This window comes from Halomonas sp. N3-2A (assembly GCF_002216165.1).
Taxonomy (GTDB): Bacteria; Pseudomonadota; Gammaproteobacteria; order Pseudomonadales; family Halomonadaceae; genus Vreelandella.
Genome location: NZ_CP022286.1, coordinates 1,438,294 through 1,455,162 on the forward strand (window position 1 = coordinate 1,438,294; position 16,869 = coordinate 1,455,162).

Annotated in this window: 18 protein-coding genes; 2 read left to right on the forward strand and 16 right to left on the reverse strand. The window is 51.4% G+C overall.

Features of this window, described 5'->3' with window-relative positions:
- Positions 1-7: 7 nt before the first annotated feature.
- The 3 genes from tamA to CEK60_RS06805 all read right to left on the reverse strand — a co-directional run bounded on the left by tamA (position 8) and on the right by CEK60_RS06805 (position 4,082).
- Positions 8-1,861 (reverse strand): autotransporter assembly complex protein TamA, encoded by a 1,854-nt coding sequence (gene tamA / locus CEK60_RS06795; RefSeq protein WP_089040870.1) that lies wholly within the window; start codon positions 1,859-1,861, stop codon positions 8-10.
- A 70-nt stretch (positions 1,862-1,931) separates the two neighbouring features.
- Positions 1,932-2,780, reverse strand: a complete 849-nt coding sequence (locus CEK60_RS06800) for a hypothetical protein (RefSeq protein WP_089038385.1) — start codon at positions 2,778-2,780, stop codon at positions 1,932-1,934.
- A gap of 9 nt (positions 2,781-2,789) precedes the next feature.
- Entirely contained in the window at positions 2,790-4,082 is a 1,293-nt protein-coding gene (locus CEK60_RS06805) for a nucleotide sugar dehydrogenase (protein WP_089038386.1), read from the reverse strand.
- Between the two features lie 165 nt (positions 4,083-4,247).
- Here CEK60_RS06805 and ubiG point away from each other — a divergent pair, with 165 nt between their 5' ends.
- Both ubiG and CEK60_RS06815 read left to right on the forward strand, forming a co-directional pair.
- On the forward strand, positions 4,248-4,991 hold the full coding sequence (ubiG, locus tag CEK60_RS06810) for a bifunctional 2-polyprenyl-6-hydroxyphenol methylase/3-demethylubiquinol 3-O-methyltransferase UbiG (RefSeq protein ID WP_089038387.1): 744 nt from the start codon (positions 4,248-4,250) through the stop codon (positions 4,989-4,991).
- Positions 4,992-5,657, forward strand: a complete 666-nt coding sequence (locus tag CEK60_RS06815) for an HAD-IA family hydrolase (RefSeq protein WP_089038388.1) — start codon at positions 4,992-4,994, stop codon at positions 5,655-5,657. It abuts the gene before it with no gap.
- A 76-nt stretch (positions 5,658-5,733) separates the two neighbouring features.
- Here CEK60_RS06815 and CEK60_RS06820 read toward each other — a convergent pair whose 3' ends face one another.
- The 13 genes from CEK60_RS06820 to CEK60_RS06880 form a co-directional block, all read right to left on the reverse strand.
- Positions 5,734-6,495, reverse strand: coding sequence for a YciK family oxidoreductase (locus tag CEK60_RS06820; RefSeq protein WP_089038389.1), 762 nt, complete (start codon positions 6,493-6,495; stop codon positions 5,734-5,736).
- A 33-nt stretch (positions 6,496-6,528) separates the two neighbouring features.
- A complete protein-coding gene (gene ybgF / locus CEK60_RS06825) occupies positions 6,529-7,317 on the reverse strand; it encodes a tol-pal system protein YbgF (protein ID WP_089038390.1) in 789 nt (262 codons plus the stop codon).
- Between the two features lie 84 nt (positions 7,318-7,401).
- Positions 7,402-7,947, reverse strand: a complete 546-nt coding sequence (gene pal, locus CEK60_RS06830) for a peptidoglycan-associated lipoprotein Pal (protein ID WP_089038391.1) — start codon at positions 7,945-7,947, stop codon at positions 7,402-7,404.
- Between the two features lie 46 nt (positions 7,948-7,993).
- Positions 7,994-9,286: a Tol-Pal system beta propeller repeat protein TolB gene (gene tolB / locus CEK60_RS06835; RefSeq protein WP_089038392.1), complete on the reverse strand. Its 1,293-nt coding sequence runs from the start codon at positions 9,284-9,286 to the stop codon at positions 7,994-7,996.
- Positions 9,286-10,428 carry a cell envelope integrity protein TolA gene (gene tolA / locus CEK60_RS06840; protein WP_089040871.1) on the reverse strand — a complete coding sequence of 381 codons (1,143 nt, stop codon included), beginning with the start codon at positions 10,426-10,428 and terminating at the stop codon, positions 9,286-9,288. The genes tolB and tolA overlap by 1 nt, the downstream gene beginning before the upstream one ends.
- A 13-nt stretch (positions 10,429-10,441) precedes the next feature.
- Positions 10,442-10,879 (reverse strand): protein TolR, encoded by a 438-nt coding sequence (gene tolR, locus CEK60_RS06845; protein ID WP_089038393.1) that lies wholly within the window; start codon positions 10,877-10,879, stop codon positions 10,442-10,444.
- Positions 10,880-10,890: 11 nt separating this feature from the next.
- A complete protein-coding gene (gene tolQ, locus CEK60_RS06850; RefSeq protein WP_226912576.1) occupies positions 10,891-11,571 on the reverse strand; it encodes a protein TolQ in 681 nt (226 codons plus the stop codon).
- Between the two features lie 182 nt (positions 11,572-11,753).
- On the reverse strand, positions 11,754-12,146 hold the full coding sequence (ybgC, locus tag CEK60_RS06855; protein WP_089038394.1) for a tol-pal system-associated acyl-CoA thioesterase: 393 nt from the start codon (positions 12,144-12,146) through the stop codon (positions 11,754-11,756).
- Positions 12,143-13,180, reverse strand: coding sequence for a Holliday junction branch migration DNA helicase RuvB (ruvB, locus tag CEK60_RS06860; RefSeq protein ID WP_089038395.1), 1,038 nt, complete (start codon positions 13,178-13,180; stop codon positions 12,143-12,145). The genes ybgC and ruvB overlap by 4 nt, the downstream gene beginning before the upstream one ends.
- A gap of 42 nt (positions 13,181-13,222) precedes the next feature.
- Positions 13,223-13,831 (reverse strand): Holliday junction branch migration protein RuvA, encoded by a 609-nt coding sequence (gene ruvA, locus CEK60_RS06865; RefSeq protein WP_089038396.1) that lies wholly within the window; start codon positions 13,829-13,831, stop codon positions 13,223-13,225.
- Positions 13,832-13,901: 70 nt separating this feature from the next.
- Entirely contained in the window at positions 13,902-14,453 is a 552-nt protein-coding gene (ruvC, locus tag CEK60_RS06870; protein ID WP_089038397.1) for a crossover junction endodeoxyribonuclease RuvC, read from the reverse strand.
- A gap of 117 nt (positions 14,454-14,570) precedes the next feature.
- The gene (aspS, locus tag CEK60_RS06875) at positions 14,571-16,352 is read right to left on the reverse strand and encodes an aspartate--tRNA ligase (RefSeq protein WP_089038398.1); all 1,782 of its coding nucleotides are present in this window, start codon (positions 16,350-16,352) and stop codon (positions 14,571-14,573) included.
- A 66-nt stretch (positions 16,353-16,418) separates the two neighbouring features.
- Positions 16,419-16,700 (reverse strand): FmdB family zinc ribbon protein, encoded by a 282-nt coding sequence (locus CEK60_RS06880; RefSeq protein WP_038484338.1) that lies wholly within the window; start codon positions 16,698-16,700, stop codon positions 16,419-16,421.
- Positions 16,701-16,869: the final 169 nt, after the last annotated feature.

A 16,869-nucleotide genomic window follows, 5' to 3' on the forward strand; every position in this document is an offset into this window, starting at 1 on the left:
TGCTCTCCTAAAATTCCGGTCCGATGGAAAAATGCAGGCGCCAATCGTCTTCATCGTCAAATGGGTGTGCTACATCAAGTCGGATAGGGCCCACAGGGGAAATCCAGCGTACGCCAACCCCTGCGCCCGTTTTTAACTCTTCTGGCCCCCAATTATCGAAGGCATCTCCAGTATCGACAAAAGTTGCTCCCCACCAGTCGCCAGTCACGCGACGCTGGTACTCTAGAGTCGAGGTCAGCATTTGCTGGCCGCCACGTAACAGCCCTTCTTCATTTCGCGGAGATAGGCTTTCGTAGGAGTAACCCCGGACACTTCGGTCACCGCCCGCAAAAAAGCGTAACGAAGGAGGCAGTTTATCGAAATTATCTGTTTCGATAGCGCCGATACTTAGCCGTGCCGAAAAACGATTATCATCGCCAATGGTGCGAATCCATTCTGTGTCACCCGTCATACGCGCGAACTTGGCATCGGATCCCCATATCGTGTCTGAATACTCGAGCGATAATTGTTGCCTATCTCCCCAAAGCGGAAACCGCTGAGGACGCGTTCTTGTACGGGACCACTGAATGCCTGGATAAAACAGCAATACTTCATCTGAGACTCCCCCTTGGGTGAAGTCTTCATAGGTCGTACGGAAGTAAAGTGTTTGTACCCAGCGATTTTCAAACTCCCATCGACGAGCGATTTCCACGGTACCCTCTAACGACTGGGTATCGCCATCATCCAGGTTACGCACGCCATATTGCAGACGATAGCTATCGCGTAACGGATCTTCTAACGGGATATTGTAAGTCCCTGTGAAGCGCTGGTCGGGGGCTGAAACATACAGATCATGATCCAGGCTATGGCCAAAGCGGTTAATCCATGGCTGTTTCCAGCCAAAGCGCATGCGCGGCCCTACGTCAGTTGCAAAGCCAATCCCGACTTCAAATTGATGGCGATCGGCAGGCTCTACACTTACGTCAATAGGCAGACTGGTATCGTCCCGCTGAGTGACACTAAGTGCGCTGACAAGCGCTGCGCTGGACAGCCTAGGACGTTGAGGCTGCGATGCCGTTGCTTCATTCCACCACGGTGAGCTTCCTGTTGGCGGCGATAGGGTCAGCTCCCGCGCTGTCTCTAAGCGTGGTCGTACCGTCACAGAGCTGAACCATTCTGTCTCAGCTAAACGTTGATTATAGCGGGCTATCGATTCCGCTAGATAAGGCTCCCCTGCTTCAAAGGTCTGCATTTGAAGCAAACGCTCAGGTTCGATATGACTACCTGAAATAGTCGTATTGCCAAATTGATAGCGTGGGCCGCTGTCGAAATCCATATAGAGACGAGCGCTTTCAAGGTATGGCCTTATTTCCATTCGGCGGTCAGTAAACCCCCAGTCGAAATAACCACGCTCAAGTGCTAGGCCTGAAAACTGGTTGCGTAGGCGATCCCATGGGGCATGCCGTAGTGTATCGCCTTCCTTCAAGGGAAATGCATCGAGTGCTTCCTGAAACGGAGGGTCATCGCTTGCTTCACCGCTGATATTGACAGAAAGCACGTCGATTTTGACCGGCGAGCCGGGTTCTATGCGAAGTGTGATAGGTGAGCTATCAACATCAACCGTAATGTCAGGCTCGTAGTAGCCGAAAACGCGCATGGCTTCTTGCGCACGCTTACGTATTTCGCCTTCCAAACGGATATCGGTGTACTGATCTTCGTCAATGTTCTGTAAATAGGCATCAATATTGTCCTCTACTTCACTACTGACACCATCGATTGACGCGTTAAGTGCCCATACGGGAGCTGACCACGTTACAAGAAGCGGTAAAACCACCTCACGAGTCGCTTGTTTAACGGTAGGCCATCGCCGTATTCTTTCCATGCAGTTCATCCCTAACCAAATCAGCGACTCGGTGGCTTTATTACCCATTGCTTTATGCTGGTGACAATTGCTAGCGGAGCATCTCCATCTGAGCACTAAATGCCAGCTGGGCTTGCCGCACTTGACGGATATCACTCTCTAAGGTGTTTAATCGTTGCGCCCATTGCTGTTCAAGCGCTTGTAACGCTTCTTGAGTAGCTGAAGTATCAGTGCTGCTTAGCATTTCAAGGGTTGAGTTTACCTCAGTAAAACGCTGATCGACCTCTTCTTGCCATGCAGTAACATTTGTTACCAATTCGCTGTTTTCGTTTTCTAACTTAGCAATATCATCGAGTCGGTTGGTAGTCGCAGATAGGCGCTGCGACAGCATCTCTTCGAGGTAAGTTACCTCTTCTGCTAGATTTTGCCGCCCAGACATGCCCGCTTGCTCAAGTGAGTCAAGTGATGTGCGTATAGCGGCAAGCTGTTGGTCACGCAACGCTGCTTGTTCTTCCAACTGACTAATACGCTCAGCAATGCTGCTTAGGGCATCACCATTCACGAGCTCTTCGTTTGACGTCAAAAGACCGTAGAGTTCCTCACGGGTACGTGTCACCGCAACGGCTAGTTGCTCCTGTTCTTGGAACAGCGTTGTCATCTGTGCTTGTACAAAGGCTATCGCATCTTGCGTGTCCGTGTCACCCGAGTCGAGTCTTGCATGAAGATTAGAGACTTCTCCACTTACTCGATGGACCTCTTCTAATAAGCGCTCTCTTTCATACCAAAGGCCCACCGCGGCGGCCCCCAGCGAAATGATAATAAGCATCATCAATAACCACAATGGCCACAGTTTGGGCCCCCTGCGATGACGCAAGTGTTGTGCGGTCAAGCTTTGGTCCACATCGGGAACAATGCGAGAAGATGCAGTACTGTTGGGCATGACTTTTCCTCAATGCGTTGTGGGATCTGCTCGACGCCCGATTCCTCTATACCGTAAGCCACAGCTAGCCACGAAGGCTGGGTCATAAATATTTCGTCCATCCAGCACCAACTTAGCGCTCAATAACGAGGCTAAACGATGCCAGTCAGGGTTCCAATAAGTTTTCCACTCAGTCACCAGCATCAGTGCGTCAGCTCCTTCACATGCCAAGTATGGGTCACTGGTGAATGTAGTTAGATCGTTTCGGTCACCGACCGCGTTGAGCAGCGCGGGGGTTGCCGCTGGATCATGAAGATTTACCTTTACGCCTTGCGCCCATAAGGCAGCAAGGAGTGTCAGCACAGGCGCGTGATCGATTCGAGTGGTTCCTGGTTTAAAAGCGGCTCCCCAAATAGCAATCGTTTTGCCGGCTAAATCGCCCTCGAAGAGCGTCCAGAGTTTCCTAAATAACGTCTCTTTTTTCTGTTCATTGATGTCCATTACTTGCTCTAGCAATGCCGAATTACGACCACTGGCTGACTGAACATCAGCTAAGCGCATTAGGTCGCGAGAGAAGTTGGGGCCACCAAAGCCACAGCCAGGGTATAAATATTCATAGCCAATTCGGGTATCAGCGCCCATACCTTGGCGTACATGTTCAACGTCAACTCCGAGCGTATCTGCAAGGCCTGCAATCTCGTTCATGTAGCTGATACGTGTTGCCAGCATGCCGTTTATAGCGAGCTTAGTCAGCTCAGCCGCTCTACAAGGCATACGCTGGAACACATCATTGCGGCGATTAAAGGCACGTAAAAGCTCGCGCGCCACCTGTTCACCTGTTGCATCGTCACAACCGAGCAGCCAGCGTGAAGGACGCGTAAAGGAGAGCCAGGCCCGCCCTTCTTCCAGGGTGTCAGGTAAGGCAACGCTACTGTGCTGGGGCCCCATAAGCGCGTGCAACTGCTCTGTTTCGCCTACTGGAAATGTTGAGTTATTAATTAATACAGCACCACTATGGTGCTCAAATATAGGGGCTTCAAGCAGTGTCTTGGCCGCTTGGCGCTGATCGGGCGACAGAGCCAACCAAACCACATCAGGAGAGTGAGCCTGCTCTGGCGCTTCAATGATTCTCAGTGTTTCACTGGCTAACGCTTGTTCAATATGCGTCATTAACTCAGGTTCGCTGCGCAGCCAGTCCGCCTTTAAAAGCTGTGGCCATGGTGCGCTTTCGTGTAGTAGCCACTCAACTTGATGGCCTACCCAGGCTAACGCGGCGGCGGCGGTAGCGGCACTTAGTTCACTTCCGTGGAGTAATACTCGCATTCATCACGCTCCCTGAGAAAATAAAAGTCGCGAAAATAGGGGGTTAAGATTCATGTCGCGTTCCTTTTCATGCGTTCCTTTCCAGGAGTGGTTAGAATGACATAATACTGAACGACTGGTTGGTTGCCACCTTCATGCCAACTTACCGACAATGGGAGTTAAAACATGCAAGCGATACCTCAGGATAGCACTACTCATCGCAACCACGACAATGTCGACGCAGCGGAAGTTGCGAAATTTGAAGCACTTGCTAGTCGTTGGTGGGACGCAGAGGGGGAATTCAAGCCGCTGCACGCTATCAATCCCTTGCGCCTTGACTTTATTGACGCGCGTGCAGGTTTAGCCGGTAAAAAGGTGCTCGATGTCGGCTGTGGCGGTGGGATTTTAAGTGAATCAATGGCTCATCGAGGTGCTAATGTTACCGGCATTGATCTTGGAGAAGCGCCTCTTAGCGTTGCCCGGCTACATGCGACAGAAAGCGATGCATCGGTGGATTATCGACTGATAAGCGTTGAAGCGCTGGCAGCAGAGCAGCCGGGGCATTATGACATCGTAACCTGCATGGAAATGCTTGAGCATGTGCCTGACCCTGCATCGGTCATTCGTGCTTGCAGTGAGCTGGTTCGCCCTGGGGGTTATGTTTTCTTCTCGACCCTAAATCGCACCCCCAAATCGTATGCTTTTGCGATTTTAGGCGCTGAGTATGTGCTTAAACTATTGCCGCGCGGCACCCATGATTATGCAAAATTTATCCGCCCTTCTGAGATGGCCGCATGGGCGAGAGCCTCAGATCTTGAGATTAACGAACAAACGGGGCTGACCTATAACCCGCTGACTCGTCACTACCGCTTGGTCGCAAACGATGTATCGGTCAATTACATGATGTATTGCCGGAAAGCGAGCCAATAAATGTCAACATCAATACCTGAAGCCATACTGTTTGATTTAGACGGAACTCTTGTTGACACTGCCCCTGATCTTGCTGAAGCAACGAATGCATTGAGGCGGCATCATGGGCTGGCACCACTGCCCTACGGGAAAATACGAGGCCAAGTTTCTAACGGCGGCAGTGCCTTAGTAACCTTGGCTATTGGTATCGAAAGTGGTTCTACTGAACACGATACGGCGCGGCAGTATTTGTTAGATAATTATGAACAAGCAGTTGCTGTTCACAGTCGGCTATTTGAACCCCTTGACCAATGGCTAGACCGCTGGCATTCAGCATCACGCTCGTGGGGAATCGTAACGAACAAACCAAGACGCTATACCCTTCCGCTGTTAGATGCATTGGCGCTAACGCCAGGGGCTCTTTTATGTGCAGATGATCTAGCGGTCAGAAAACCCGCTCCGGAGCCTCTTTGGGAGGCTGCGCGCAGGCTTAACGTGGCGCCACAAGCGTGTTGGTACGTCGGTGATCATATTCGTGATATGGAGGCGGCAAAAGCGGCAGGAATGACGGCTGTCGCCGTTGGCTACGGGTATATCAGCGAGGAAGACGATTATCAGCAGTGGCCAGCTGACTTATGGTTTGAAACCTGTAAAGACTTAGTCGATGCTCTGGCTGCTTTTCATTGATAGCGTTAATTGAATGAAAATGCCTAGAACATCGACAAGCGGTGCGGTACGTCAGAAAGCTATGGGTAAGATGCATTTATGCACGTGGTGGTTGAGCGTCAAACTTCTTGCCACTAACCCCCGTGCTGTCTGGCCCCATAAGCCATAAGTAAGTGGGCATAATTTCCTCAGGGGTACGCAGCGTCAACGGATCCTCACCTGGATAAGCAGTTCGGCGCATTTGGGTACGTGTTGCCCCTGGGTTTAACGTATTGATCCGCACAGTAGACTGGTTTTCAAGTTCGTCAGCAAGCACTTCCACAAAACCTTCAGTGGCGAACTTTGAAACCGAATATGCCCCCCAGTAGGCCCGGCCTTTTCGTCCAACGCTTGATGAGGTGAAGACCACAGAAGCATCAGCTGACTGCTGAAGCAGTGGTAGCAACGCTTGGGTCATCCAAATAGGCCCATTGATATTGACCTGCATGACTTGTTCCCACAGCTCTGGATTGTACTGCTCAAAAGGCGTAATTCTGCCTAGCAAGCCAGCGTTATGTAGCAATCCATCTAAACGGCCAAACTCTTTGTCCAGCGTTTCAGCCATATCGTGAAAGTCTTTGAGCGTTGCGCCCTCAAAGTTGAGCGGAAAAATTGCCGGCTGTGGTCCGCCTTCTGCTTCAATTTCATCGTAGACACGCTCAAGCTTGGCTATCGTGCGGCCAAGCAGTATCACAGTTGCCCCATGGCGGGCGTAGGTAAGTGCCGCCGCACGTCCAATTCCATCACCCGCACCGGTTACCAACACGACGCGGTTTTCCAAAAGATTGGACGCTGGTTGATAGTCGATTTTGCAGCTCATGAGGTTTCCTTGATACAAAAATGTAAACAGACGTTATCCTGCAGACTGACGTAAAAAGTCATTGGCAAGCCCTGCCGCGCTACTCTGCGGGTAATCATCACGTACTTGTTCGAGCAGTTCACGACTGCGTTCAGCCTCGCCCTGCCGTGCTTTTACTAATCCTAGCTTATAAAGCGCATCGGGGACTTTACTGCTGCCGCTGTACTGCTCAATAACACGGCTAAATGATTCATCAGCAGCGCTAAGTTCGCCTTCAGCAGCATAAAGTTCCCCCAGCCAGTAATAGCCGTTAGAGGTCAGACTGCTGTCGGGGTGATCAGTGACAAAGGCTTTAAACGCATTGATCGCATCTGCGAATTGACGTGCTTGAACGTGGGCAAACGCTGCTTGGTAATCAGCCTGAGCGTCTTCACTGACGTTCCGAGCAGAAGGTGCGTTGGCAACTTGCTCTGCCGCCTCGGGCTCCACTGCAGGCGTCGATTGTTCAATTTGGCTAGGGCCGCTATTCATCAAACGATCTTCAATATCCAGGTACTGCTGCTGTGATTGCCGACGAAGCTGCTCTAACTGGTGTCGCAGTTCTTCAATTTGACCACGTAGCTGCTGGATCTCTGTCTGGTGCTCTTGCACTTGGTTAAAGAGTACCAAGTTACCACCAGATGCTTCCTGGCGTTGGGTTTGCTGATAAAAGCCAGACCCGCTTGATAAGTCTTGAACGAGGGGCTGTTGACCAAAAGCTGTCAAGGGCAATACGGACAGCGGGAGCACAATGGCTCCCGCACCGCACAGCCTCTCAAAATAACGTTTGAGACTGTGATTCATGATGACTCCAATCATTACTTAGTTAGCGTACCTAGCGCCTAATAGCGAGTACTTGATGTTGAGCACCTAGGTACGCCAATGCCATCAGTAGTTAAAGACGACGCGACGGTTTTGAGAGTAGGCACTTTCACCTTGGCCGCTAGCAGCCGGACGCTCTTCACCATAGCTCACGACGCTCATTTGCGAGGGAGACACGCCTTGAATATTTAAGAACCGCTTAACAGCACCGGCACGACGCTCACCTAGGGCCATGTTGTATTCGCGAGTGCCACGCTCGTCGGTGTGGCCATGCAGAACAACTTGGGCGCTGGGATTAGCACGCAAATAGCGAGCATGAGCCATCACGACTGATTCGTAATCGCCCTTGATAGTGTCGCGGTCAAAGTCAAAATAGATAGTACGGACTTCTGGAATGCGTGAATCGGCTTGTTGACCAGCGCCTGCGCCAGAACCTGATGTAGAGCCATACTGGCCACCAGTGCCAGCACCTGAGGTGCTAGTCCCTGTGCCGCTGCCATCCTGGCTTCCATAAGAGTCACCATCCTGGGTTCCGCCGGTGCTGGAACAGCCAGCGATTACTACGATAGATAGCGCTACTGCTAATGAGCGAGCCAACGGTTTAAGTTGCATAATCAGACTCCTTGCCTGAAAACAAAAAATGTAAACTTTTCGTCAATCAATTTAAAAAAGGTGACCACGCGGGATCGCGAACATCACCCTGCGCTGCGGGTAATCTAAATGACGAGCGGCCATCCGCTGAAACGGCACTTAACACCCCATTACTACCCTGTTGGGTAGCGAAGATTACCATGGTCCCGTTCGGCGCAACACTAGGAGATTCATCTCTTGTTGTTTCGCTTATTACAACAAGACGTCCCCCATCACGCTCCTGACGCGCAACTTGGTATCCGCGGTTGGAGCGGTGAATTAAAAAGATTTGCTCTCCGTCAGGTGAATAGCGCGCGCGAGCATTGTAGTTACCGGTAAATGTAATGCGATTTGCTTCACCGCTACCTAGCAAGTATTCATAAATTTGCGGTCCACCGCTACGGTCAGAGGTAAACAACAAACTACGTCCATCGGGCGCCCAAGTTGGTTCGGTATCAATGCTACTGTTTTGAGTTATACGCTCTACTGAGCGATTACCGATGTCTAGGATATAAATTTCTGGTTGTCCATCTTTGGACAGCGACATAGCGATTTTGCGGCCATCAGGTGACCATGTAGGGGCACCATTAATACCGTCGAAAGAAGTTGCCTGTATCCGTTGCCCAGTTGAAACATCTTGAATATAGATAGCCGGACGCTCTGTTTCAAAGGATACGTATGCCAGCTTCCGGCCATCGGGAGACCATGCAGGTGACATAATCGGTTGGTCGGAGGTAAGCACTTGTTGACTGTTACGTCCATCCGCATCGGCCACATACAGACCAAATTGCATGTTATCGCCCAACCCTTGAGCGGTTACATAAGCAATTTTAGTTGAGAAAGCCCCCCGGATATCGGTAATTTCTTCAAAAATTTGATCGCTCATATAGTGAGCAGCACCACGCAAATCGTTCACATTTGCCGTGACCGTTTCGCCAATCATACGGCGCTGTCCACTGATATCCATTAACTCAAATTGAATCTGATAACCACTATTTGTCTGTTGTGCTCGGCCTACCACCAAATATCGAACATCAAGCGAACGCCAAGTGCCAAACTCAACGTCATCCGCCTGGCTTGGCCTATCAAACATGGCACTGCGTTCTAAGGGCGCAAAAAAACCGCTGCGCTCAAGGTCGTCCTGGATAATTTGAGCCACGTCTTCAGGCATATTATCGCCGCCTGCAAAGGGAACGATACCAATCGGTAAAGCCTGGTCGCTCCCACGTGTTATTTCGATAGTCAGGTTTGCATTTGCAGTTGCATAACTACTAACGAATAGCAGTACGCAAAACAGCCACACTTTGCTTATGGTTTGCATCAGCGAACATCCCCCGGGGTAAATCGCAGATTAAATTGACGTAAGTTACGCTGCTGCTCTGCGGGCAAATCCCTCAGCTCGCTGAACGGAGCAGCGTGTTCAACAGCCTGCATTGCAGACCGATCAAAGGCACTATCACCGCTGGATGTGGCGATAGTGGTTAAAAGTACCTCTCCTGATGGCCCAAGCCTTACTTGAATCGTAGCACTCATTGCGTCACTGGCACCTGCTGGAATTAACCATGCCTGCTCTACCGCTCGACGCACAATATTAATAAAACCATTCGCTGCTTGCTGCGCCTGCTGTGCGTTAGCAGCAGCTTGGGCTTCCCCCTCTAGCTGACGCTGCATGGCCGCCTCGGCTTCCCGCTGGCGCTGAGCTTCTGCCTCTGCTTCCCGTTGGCGCTGAGCTTCTGCCTCGGCTTCCCGTTGGCGCTGGGCTTCTGCCTCGGCTTCCCGCTGGCGCTGGGCTTCTGCCTCGGCTTCCCGTTGGCGCTGAGCTTCTGCCTCGGCTTCACGTTGGCGCTGGGCTTCTGCCTCGGCTTCCCGCTGGCGCTGGGCTTCTGCCTCGGCTTCACGTTGGCGCTGAGCTTCTGCCTCGGCTTCCCGCTGGCGCTGGGCTTCTGCCTCGGCTTCACGTTGGCGCTGGGCTTCTGCCTCAGCTTCCCGCTGAGCCTCTTCTCTGGCTTGAGCTGCTACTTCTTGCTGTTCGGCTAGACGTTGCGCTTCTTCTTCTCGTCGCTGTGCCTCGGCTTCGGCCTGAGCTTGAGCTTCTTGCAGCTCGCGAGCTTGCTCTTCTGCTCGTGCTTGAGCTTGAGCTTCTTCTCTCGCAGCGGCCTCGTCTGCCTGCTGCTGCAATGCTTCTTGCTCACTTGCATCAGGCTCTGGTGCTGGCTCAGCCTCATCGGGGTCGGTTGAACTATTGAGAGCTGCTTGTTGATCCGTTGTTTGCTGTGCTTGGTCAGTGAATGTTTCAGTACTGACGAAGGTCGCTTGCACAATAGAGGACGAGTCTGGCTCTGCCGTAGAACTTGGCAGACTAACCAAACTAAAAAGCACAACTAATAGATGCACCGCAACCGCCAGGACAGTAGGCCAAGTATAGCCAACATCCTGTGGGTCACGGGGTGGTTTGATTGCCATTTGCGCGCTACGTTTAACCATCTTGTGGCGGCTCAGATAACAGACCTACATTAGCGACACCCGAGCGTTGCAGTGTGCTCATCAATACGACTATTTGTCCGTACGCAACGTTGCGATCGCCGCGAACCATGACAGGTGTTTCAGGTCGTCGCTGTAATATCGCTGTTACTCGCTCTGCCATTTGCTCAAGAGAAACAGCCGTTGAGTCTTCGCCAAGCGTGATGAAATAGCCTCCATCCTGATCGACCGAGATAATAATCGGATCGCTATCGTCTTGGCTTTCGATAGGCTCTGATGTGACTTGAGGTAGATCGACTTGCACCCCTTGAGTGAGCATTGGTGCGGTGATCATAAAGATCACCAGCAAGACCAGCATGACGTCAATAAAGGGGACTACGTTGATTTCAGCCATCGGCTTTTTATTGCCGCTGCGATTAAACGGGCCTTGCATAGCGTACTCCCTTAGCTAGCGCTGGACTTACTTTCACGACCTTGCAAATTACGGTGCAAGATAGCGTGAAATTCCTCGGCAAAGTCTTCATATTTGCCCAACAAACGAGCGGCATCATTCGATAGACGGTTATAGAAAATTACCGCGGGAATAGCTGCAAACAGGCCCATAGCCGTTGCAATTAACGCTTCAGCAATCCAAGGCGCAACGGTTGCCAATGTAGCTTGCTGGGTCATAGAAAGGGATTGAAATGAACCCATAATTCCCCAAACCGTTCCGAACAAGCCAATGTAAGGGCTCGCGGATGCCACCGTTGCGAGAAATACAAGATGCTGCGTTAGGCGGTCTTCTTCCCGAGACCAGGCGACTCGCATACTCCGCTGCACACCTTCTAAGATTGTGTCGGGGTTGCGTGTTTTTGGCATTAAACGATTAAATTCGCGAAAGCCCGCCTGGAAAATATGCTCTGCTCCATAGCGTGGGTCGTCAGCAGGAATTTCTCGGTATAACTCGTTTAAATCGACACCCGACCAAAAGGATTCTTCAAATTGGTTGTATTCCTGTTTTGCCCTGCGTAGGGCAATGCTGCGTTGGAAAATAACCACCCATGAGAGGATTGACCCCACCACCAGCAGTAACATCACCAGCTGAACAACCGTGCTGGCACTCATTATCAAGTGGGGGATGGACATGGTGTTATCGTTCACAGTTACCCTCATCAAGCTATTAATGTCGGAATTTCCGAACAGTGGTGGTATATAAAGGCCATGAAGTACGCACGCTACATCGCGCTATTACTCCATAGGTTTACACATGCCATAGGTTTACACATATCACAGATTTATGCGTGTTCTCGGTGTTCGCCTTAAACGAATCAACCCAGCACCTGCAATGTTTTTGGCCATGCTTTTGGCCGCATCTTATGCGCGCATAAGCAGGCTATCTCGACTGTAGCAGCGCATAAGAGTTCCTCATCTCGCTGCACTTGCTGCAAAAAAGTCATCCGGCATCGACCAACATTCTCAATATTTGTACTGACAATAAGTGAGTCATCCAAGCGTGCCGGCTTGCTGTAGTGACAGGCCAAGCGATATACCACTAGCTGGGTGCCATCGTCTAGCAAAGTTTGCTGATTAAGGCCTAGCGTACGTAACCATTCGCTGCGGGCGCGCTCCATAAACTTCAAGTAGTTAACGTAGTAGACAATTCCACCGGCGTCAGTATCTTCCATATAGACGCGCACCGGCATCGTGAACCCATTATTCATGGGCGCCGCTCTCCTTCTGGATCAATAGCATGTTCGTGAGGCGTTTTGTTGAAGTGTAGCCACGCTTGTCGCGTCACTACGCGCCCCCTTGGCGTGCGCATCATCAGCCCCTGCTGTATTAGGTAAGGTTCAATGACGTCTTCAATGGTACCGCGTTCTTCACTAATAGCGGCTGAGATTGAGTCAATCCCAACAGGTCCGCCATCAAATTTATCGATCATTGCCAACAAGAGCCGCCGGTCCATATGATCCAGCCCATGGTGATCGACATTTAGCATGTTGAGTGCCGCATCGGCGAGAGTAACATCAACAATGCCATTGCCCTTTATTTCTGCATAGTCACGTACGCGACGCAGCAGCCTATTGGCAATACGCGGGGTGCCTCTGGAGCGCTTGGCAACCTCTATAGCACCTTCATGGCTCGTTTCAACACCTAGCAAGCGGGCTGAGCGAGTGACAATCTCAGTCAGCTCTTCAAGGTTGTAAAACTCCAAGCGTTGCACAATGCCAAAGCGATCACGTAATGGAGAGGTTAGTAAGCCTGCGCGCGTTGTCGCACCTACCAAGGTAAAGCGAGGCAAATCTAGTTTGATTGAGCGGGCAGCGGGCCCTTCACCGATCATAATATCCAGCTGGAAATCTTCCATTGCCGGATAAAGCACCTCTTCTACCACGGGGGACAGCCGGTGAATTTCATCAATAAACAGCACGTCACCTGGCTCAAGGTTCGTCAGCATGGCGGCTAAATCACCTGCACGCTCAAGCACTGGGCCAGAAGTTGACTTCAGCCCTACCCCCATCTCGGTAGCAATAATATTCGCAAGCGTTGTTTTACCAAGCCCAGGGGGCCCAAATACCAAGGTATGATCTAGGCTTTCCTGCCGTAGCTTTGCGGCTCCCATGAAAATTTCAAGCTGCTCGCGTACTCGCGGTTGCCCAATATAATCCTTTAAATGTTTGGGACGAATAGCATGATCAATACGCCCTTCCCCTTGTTCGGGCTCAGCCGCGATTAATCGGTCATGTTCTAACATAAAGTGCGCACTATCAGTCGTTCCATGAAATAACCCACGTTGTTACCCAGTCATGCGTTTTGTCAGCGCGGCTTTAATAATCGCCTCTGTTGACTGCTTGGGATTAATGTCAGCCAGCATTTTTGAGGCTTCAGTAAGCTTATAGCCCAAGCTCACCAAGGCAGCTTCCGCATCTGCTAACGAGTCACGGGGAGCAGGCTCTCCATTCGCCGCTTCTAACGCGAGGGGCGCATCCGCCGCGTTCTCCCATTCAGGGAAACGGTCACGCATTTCAATAATTAACCGCTCGGCAGTTTTTTTACCAACGCCCGGAAGCTTCGTCAGTGCTTTACTATCGTCGTCACGGACGCAGCGCATAAAGGCGGCTTCATCCATTCCGGAAAGGATGGCTAGTGCAAGCTTTGGCCCTACGCCGTTGACTTTGATTAGGGCGCGAAACAGTGCACGCTCTTGTTCACGGCCAAAGCCGTAAAGCAAATGGGCATCATCACGAATTGTAAGATGCGTATACATGGATACGCTCTCTCCTACGGCTGGAAGTGCCACTAGGGTGTTCATAGAGGCTTCAAGCTCGTAACCGACACCATGCACATCAACCACAATCCAAGGGGGGTGCTTTTCTAACAAAAAGCCATTAATACGACCGATCATAGGTATGCTCGCAATAATAAAAAGCAGTCATTTACTATAAAGACACTCTGTACAAATGACCAGTAAGCAACTAAAGCCGCCACCGCCCTGTGCTGCGCCGACGACTGCCCTTAGCGGGTGTGGCAAGTAAGCCATGTCCTGCATACGCATGGGTAAGCGCGATAGCTAGCGCATCCGCGGCGTCCGCCTGTGGCGTTGAAGAGAGCTGCAGAATAGCGGTGACCATATGCTGCACCTGGCTTTTCTCCGCGCCTCCCTGGCCCGTAACGGCTTGTTTGATCTGCCTTGCTGCGTATTCTGCAATGTTCAGACCGTGATTCGCGATGCAGACGAGAGCCGTGCCCCGTGCTTGGCCAAGCTTCAATGCTGAATCGGGGTTTTTAGCCATAAAGACTCGCTCAACGGCGACGGCATTGGGCCGATGCAGCCCCACTACTTCGCTTAAACCTGCATAAATTTGCGCCAAACGCTGCTCTAAAGGGCCATCGGTCGTTCTAATGCAGCCACTGGCGACATAATGAGGCTTAGCACCTATTAAATCGATGACCCCATAGCCCGTGATACGCGAACCAGGGTCGATACCCAAAATCCTAATCGCGGGAGCGGGCTGTTTTTCATCCATGGCAGCTGTCCTATTGGTAGCGAGCGGTTCAAACAAAAACACCGACGCCTAAACGTCGGTGCTGAACTACTAGTTGGCGAACTTCTCGTTGCTGAGCTACAAAGCAGAGCTGAGCAATTATTCGCTGGCGGTCTCTGCTTTCGCTTTTTGGCGCAGACGGATGTTCAAGTCTTTCAACTGATCCGCGCTGACTTCACCTGGTGCATCAGTCAGTAAACAGCCGGCGCTTTGGGTTTTCGGGAAGGCAATCACTTCACGAATTGTCTTAGCTCCAGCCATCAGCATCACTAAACGATCCAAGCCGAACGCTAGGCCGCCATGGGGAGGCGCGCCGTATTGCAACGCATCCAGCAGGAAGCCAAACTTCTCTTGCGCTTCCTCTTGGCCAATGCCCAAAATTTCAAACACAGTGCTTTGCATGGTTTGATCGTGAATACGAATGGAACCACCACCAAGCTCGGTTCCGTTAAGCACCATGTCGTAGGCACGCGACAAGGCTTTTGCTGGGTCAGCTTTAAGCGCTTCTGGCGAGCAAGAAGGTGCAGTAAACGGGTGATGTAACGGGCTGAGGCGACCGTTGTCGTCCGCTTCAAACATCGGGAAATCGACAACCCATAGCGGCGCCCACGCCTGGGTATAAAGCTCAAGGTCGGCACCTAGCTTGACGCGTAATGCACCAATGGCTTCATTGACGATGCGCGCTTTATCCGCACCAAAGAAAATGATATCGCCATCTTCAGCGCCTACGCGATCAAGCAGCTCTTCAACCACATTTTCCATGAACTTAACAATGGGTGATTGAAGACCTTCAAGCCCTTTGGCACGCTCATTGACCTTAATCCACGCCAGCCCTTTGGCACCGTAAATACCAACGAACTTAGTATATTCGTCGATTTCTTTACGAGACAATTTGGCGCCACCTGGCACTTTCAATGCTGCTACGCGGCCGTCTTCCGCACTTGCAGGGCCCGAGAAGACCTTGAAATCAACCTGCTGCATCAGGTCATCAACATCGGTCAATTCTAACGGAATGCGCAGATCAGGCTTATCAGAGCCAAAGCGATCCATTGCTTCCTGCCAGGTCATGCGTGGGAACTCAGGCAGCTCAACGCTCAGCACTTCCTGGAAGAGTTGACGAATCATGGCTTCGGTAATGCCCATGATATCGTCTTCTTCCACAAAAGAGGCTTCGATATCGATTTGCGTGAATTCAGGCTGGCGATCAGCCCGCAGATCTTCATCACGGAAGCATTTAGCAATCTGGTAGTAGCGATCGAAACCGGCCACCATTAACAGCTGCTTAAACAACTGTGGCGACTGCGGTAGTGCAAAGAAGCTGCCTGCATGTGTCCGGCTAGGAACGAGGTAGTCGCGGGCACCTTCAGGTGTTGCGCGAGTCAATACCGGCGTCTCGATATCCAGGAAGCCTTGGTTTTCCAAGTAAGCGCGGACGTTGTGAGAAATACGCGAACGCAAGCGCAGCTTCTCAATCATATCTGGGCGTCGAAGGTCGATATAGCGATGCTTTAAGCGAACTTCCTCGCCTACTTTGTTGTGCTCATCCAACTGAAAAGGTGGTGTGGCAGCTGTGTTGAGCACCTCCACCTCTTTAGCTAATACCTCAATCATGCCCGTTGGCATGTTAGGATTTTGCGTTCCTTCAGGGCGCAGCCGGACACGGCCAGTAATACGAAGCACGTACTCACTGCGAGCACGGTCAGCATTAGCAAATGCCTCGGCGGTATCTGGGTCGACAACGAACTGAGCGATGCCATCGCGATCGCGCATATCCAGAAAGATGACCCCACCATGATCACGGCGGCGATGTACCCAACCGCAGACAGTGACCGTTTGTTCCACCAAAGTTTCGTTAAGCTGGCCGCAATAATGGCTGCGCATGTCTAATCCTGTTCTGTTACGTGGCAATGAGATTGTCGTGGGCCGTTGTGACCCTGACAACCGCGGCTAAGCCGCGGCGCCCTTTTTCGTTGATGCGCTACTGGTATCGCTTGTGGCACCAGTGCTAGAAGTAGATTGGCCTTCTGCTGCCAAGTTTTTCTTACTTCCTGTTTTAAAATCGGTTTCATACCAACCGCCGCCAGCAAGGCGGAAACCAGCCGCCGAGACCAAACGCTCAAGACTGGCTCGCTGGCACGCGGGGCAATCCTTCAGCGGATCCGCACTGATTTTCTGCAATTTTTCCATGCGATGACCGCAGGCCTTGCACTCGTACTCATAGATGGGCATGTTGATAACTCCTGAAAAGCTCAACTCCGACAGGCTAAGTTTGTATAAACTAGTGGCAAAACAACGCTTGCCAGGCAAAGAATATGTGGCCTGCTGGGATAAATTCCAAGACTGCGGTTGATAGAGCGACACATTATACCCTTTTGTGCCCCCTGCTGAGCAAGGCCAA

Bases quoted from the DNA above. Each gene is read 5' to 3' on its own strand.
- ruvB (WP_089038395.1), bottom strand. From the start codon at position 13,180: ATGTTAGAACATGACCGATTAATCGCGGCTGAGCCCGAACAAGGGGAA.
- tamA (WP_089040870.1), bottom strand. From the start codon at position 1,861: ATGGAAAGAATACGGCGATGGCCTACCGTTAAACAAGCGACTCGTGAG.
- tolA (WP_089040871.1), bottom strand. From the start codon at position 10,428: ATGGCAATCAAACCACCCCGTGACCCACAGGATGTTGGCTATACTTGG.
- tolB (WP_089038392.1), bottom strand. From the start codon at position 9,286: ATGCAAACCATAAGCAAAGTGTGGCTGTTTTGCGTACTGCTATTCGTT.
- ybgF (WP_089038390.1), bottom strand. From the start codon at position 7,317: ATGAATCACAGTCTCAAACGTTATTTTGAGAGGCTGTGCGGTGCGGGA.
- CEK60_RS06805 (WP_089038386.1), bottom strand. From the start codon at position 4,082: ATGCGAGTATTACTCCACGGAAGTGAACTAAGTGCCGCTACCGCCGCC.
- pal (WP_089038391.1), bottom strand. From the start codon at position 7,947: ATGCAACTTAAACCGTTGGCTCGCTCATTAGCAGTAGCGCTATCTATC.
- ybgC (WP_089038394.1), bottom strand. From the start codon at position 12,146: ATGAATAATGGGTTCACGATGCCGGTGCGCGTCTATATGGAAGATACT.
- tolR (WP_089038393.1), bottom strand. From the start codon at position 10,879: ATGCAAGGCCCGTTTAATCGCAGCGGCAATAAAAAGCCGATGGCTGAA.
- aspS (WP_089038398.1), bottom strand. From the start codon at position 16,352: ATGCGCAGCCATTATTGCGGCCAGCTTAACGAAACTTTGGTGGAACAA.
- ubiG (WP_089038387.1), top strand. From the start codon at position 4,248: ATGCAAGCGATACCTCAGGATAGCACTACTCATCGCAACCACGACAAT.
- CEK60_RS06820 (WP_089038389.1), bottom strand. From the start codon at position 6,495: ATGAGCTGCAAAATCGACTATCAACCAGCGTCCAATCTTTTGGAAAAC.
- tolQ (WP_226912576.1), bottom strand. From the start codon at position 11,571: ATGTCCATCCCCCACTTGATAATGAGTGCCAGCACGGTTGTTCAGCTG.
- CEK60_RS06800 (WP_089038385.1), bottom strand. From the start codon at position 2,780: ATGCCCAACAGTACTGCATCTTCTCGCATTGTTCCCGATGTGGACCAA.
- ruvA (WP_089038396.1), bottom strand. From the start codon at position 13,831: ATGATCGGTCGTATTAATGGCTTTTTGTTAGAAAAGCACCCCCCTTGG.
- ruvC (WP_089038397.1), bottom strand. From the start codon at position 14,453: ATGGATGAAAAACAGCCCGCTCCCGCGATTAGGATTTTGGGTATCGAC.
- CEK60_RS06880 (WP_038484338.1), bottom strand. From the start codon at position 16,700: ATGCCCATCTATGAGTACGAGTGCAAGGCCTGCGGTCATCGCATGGAA.
- CEK60_RS06815 (WP_089038388.1), top strand. From the start codon at position 4,992: ATGTCAACATCAATACCTGAAGCCATACTGTTTGATTTAGACGGAACT.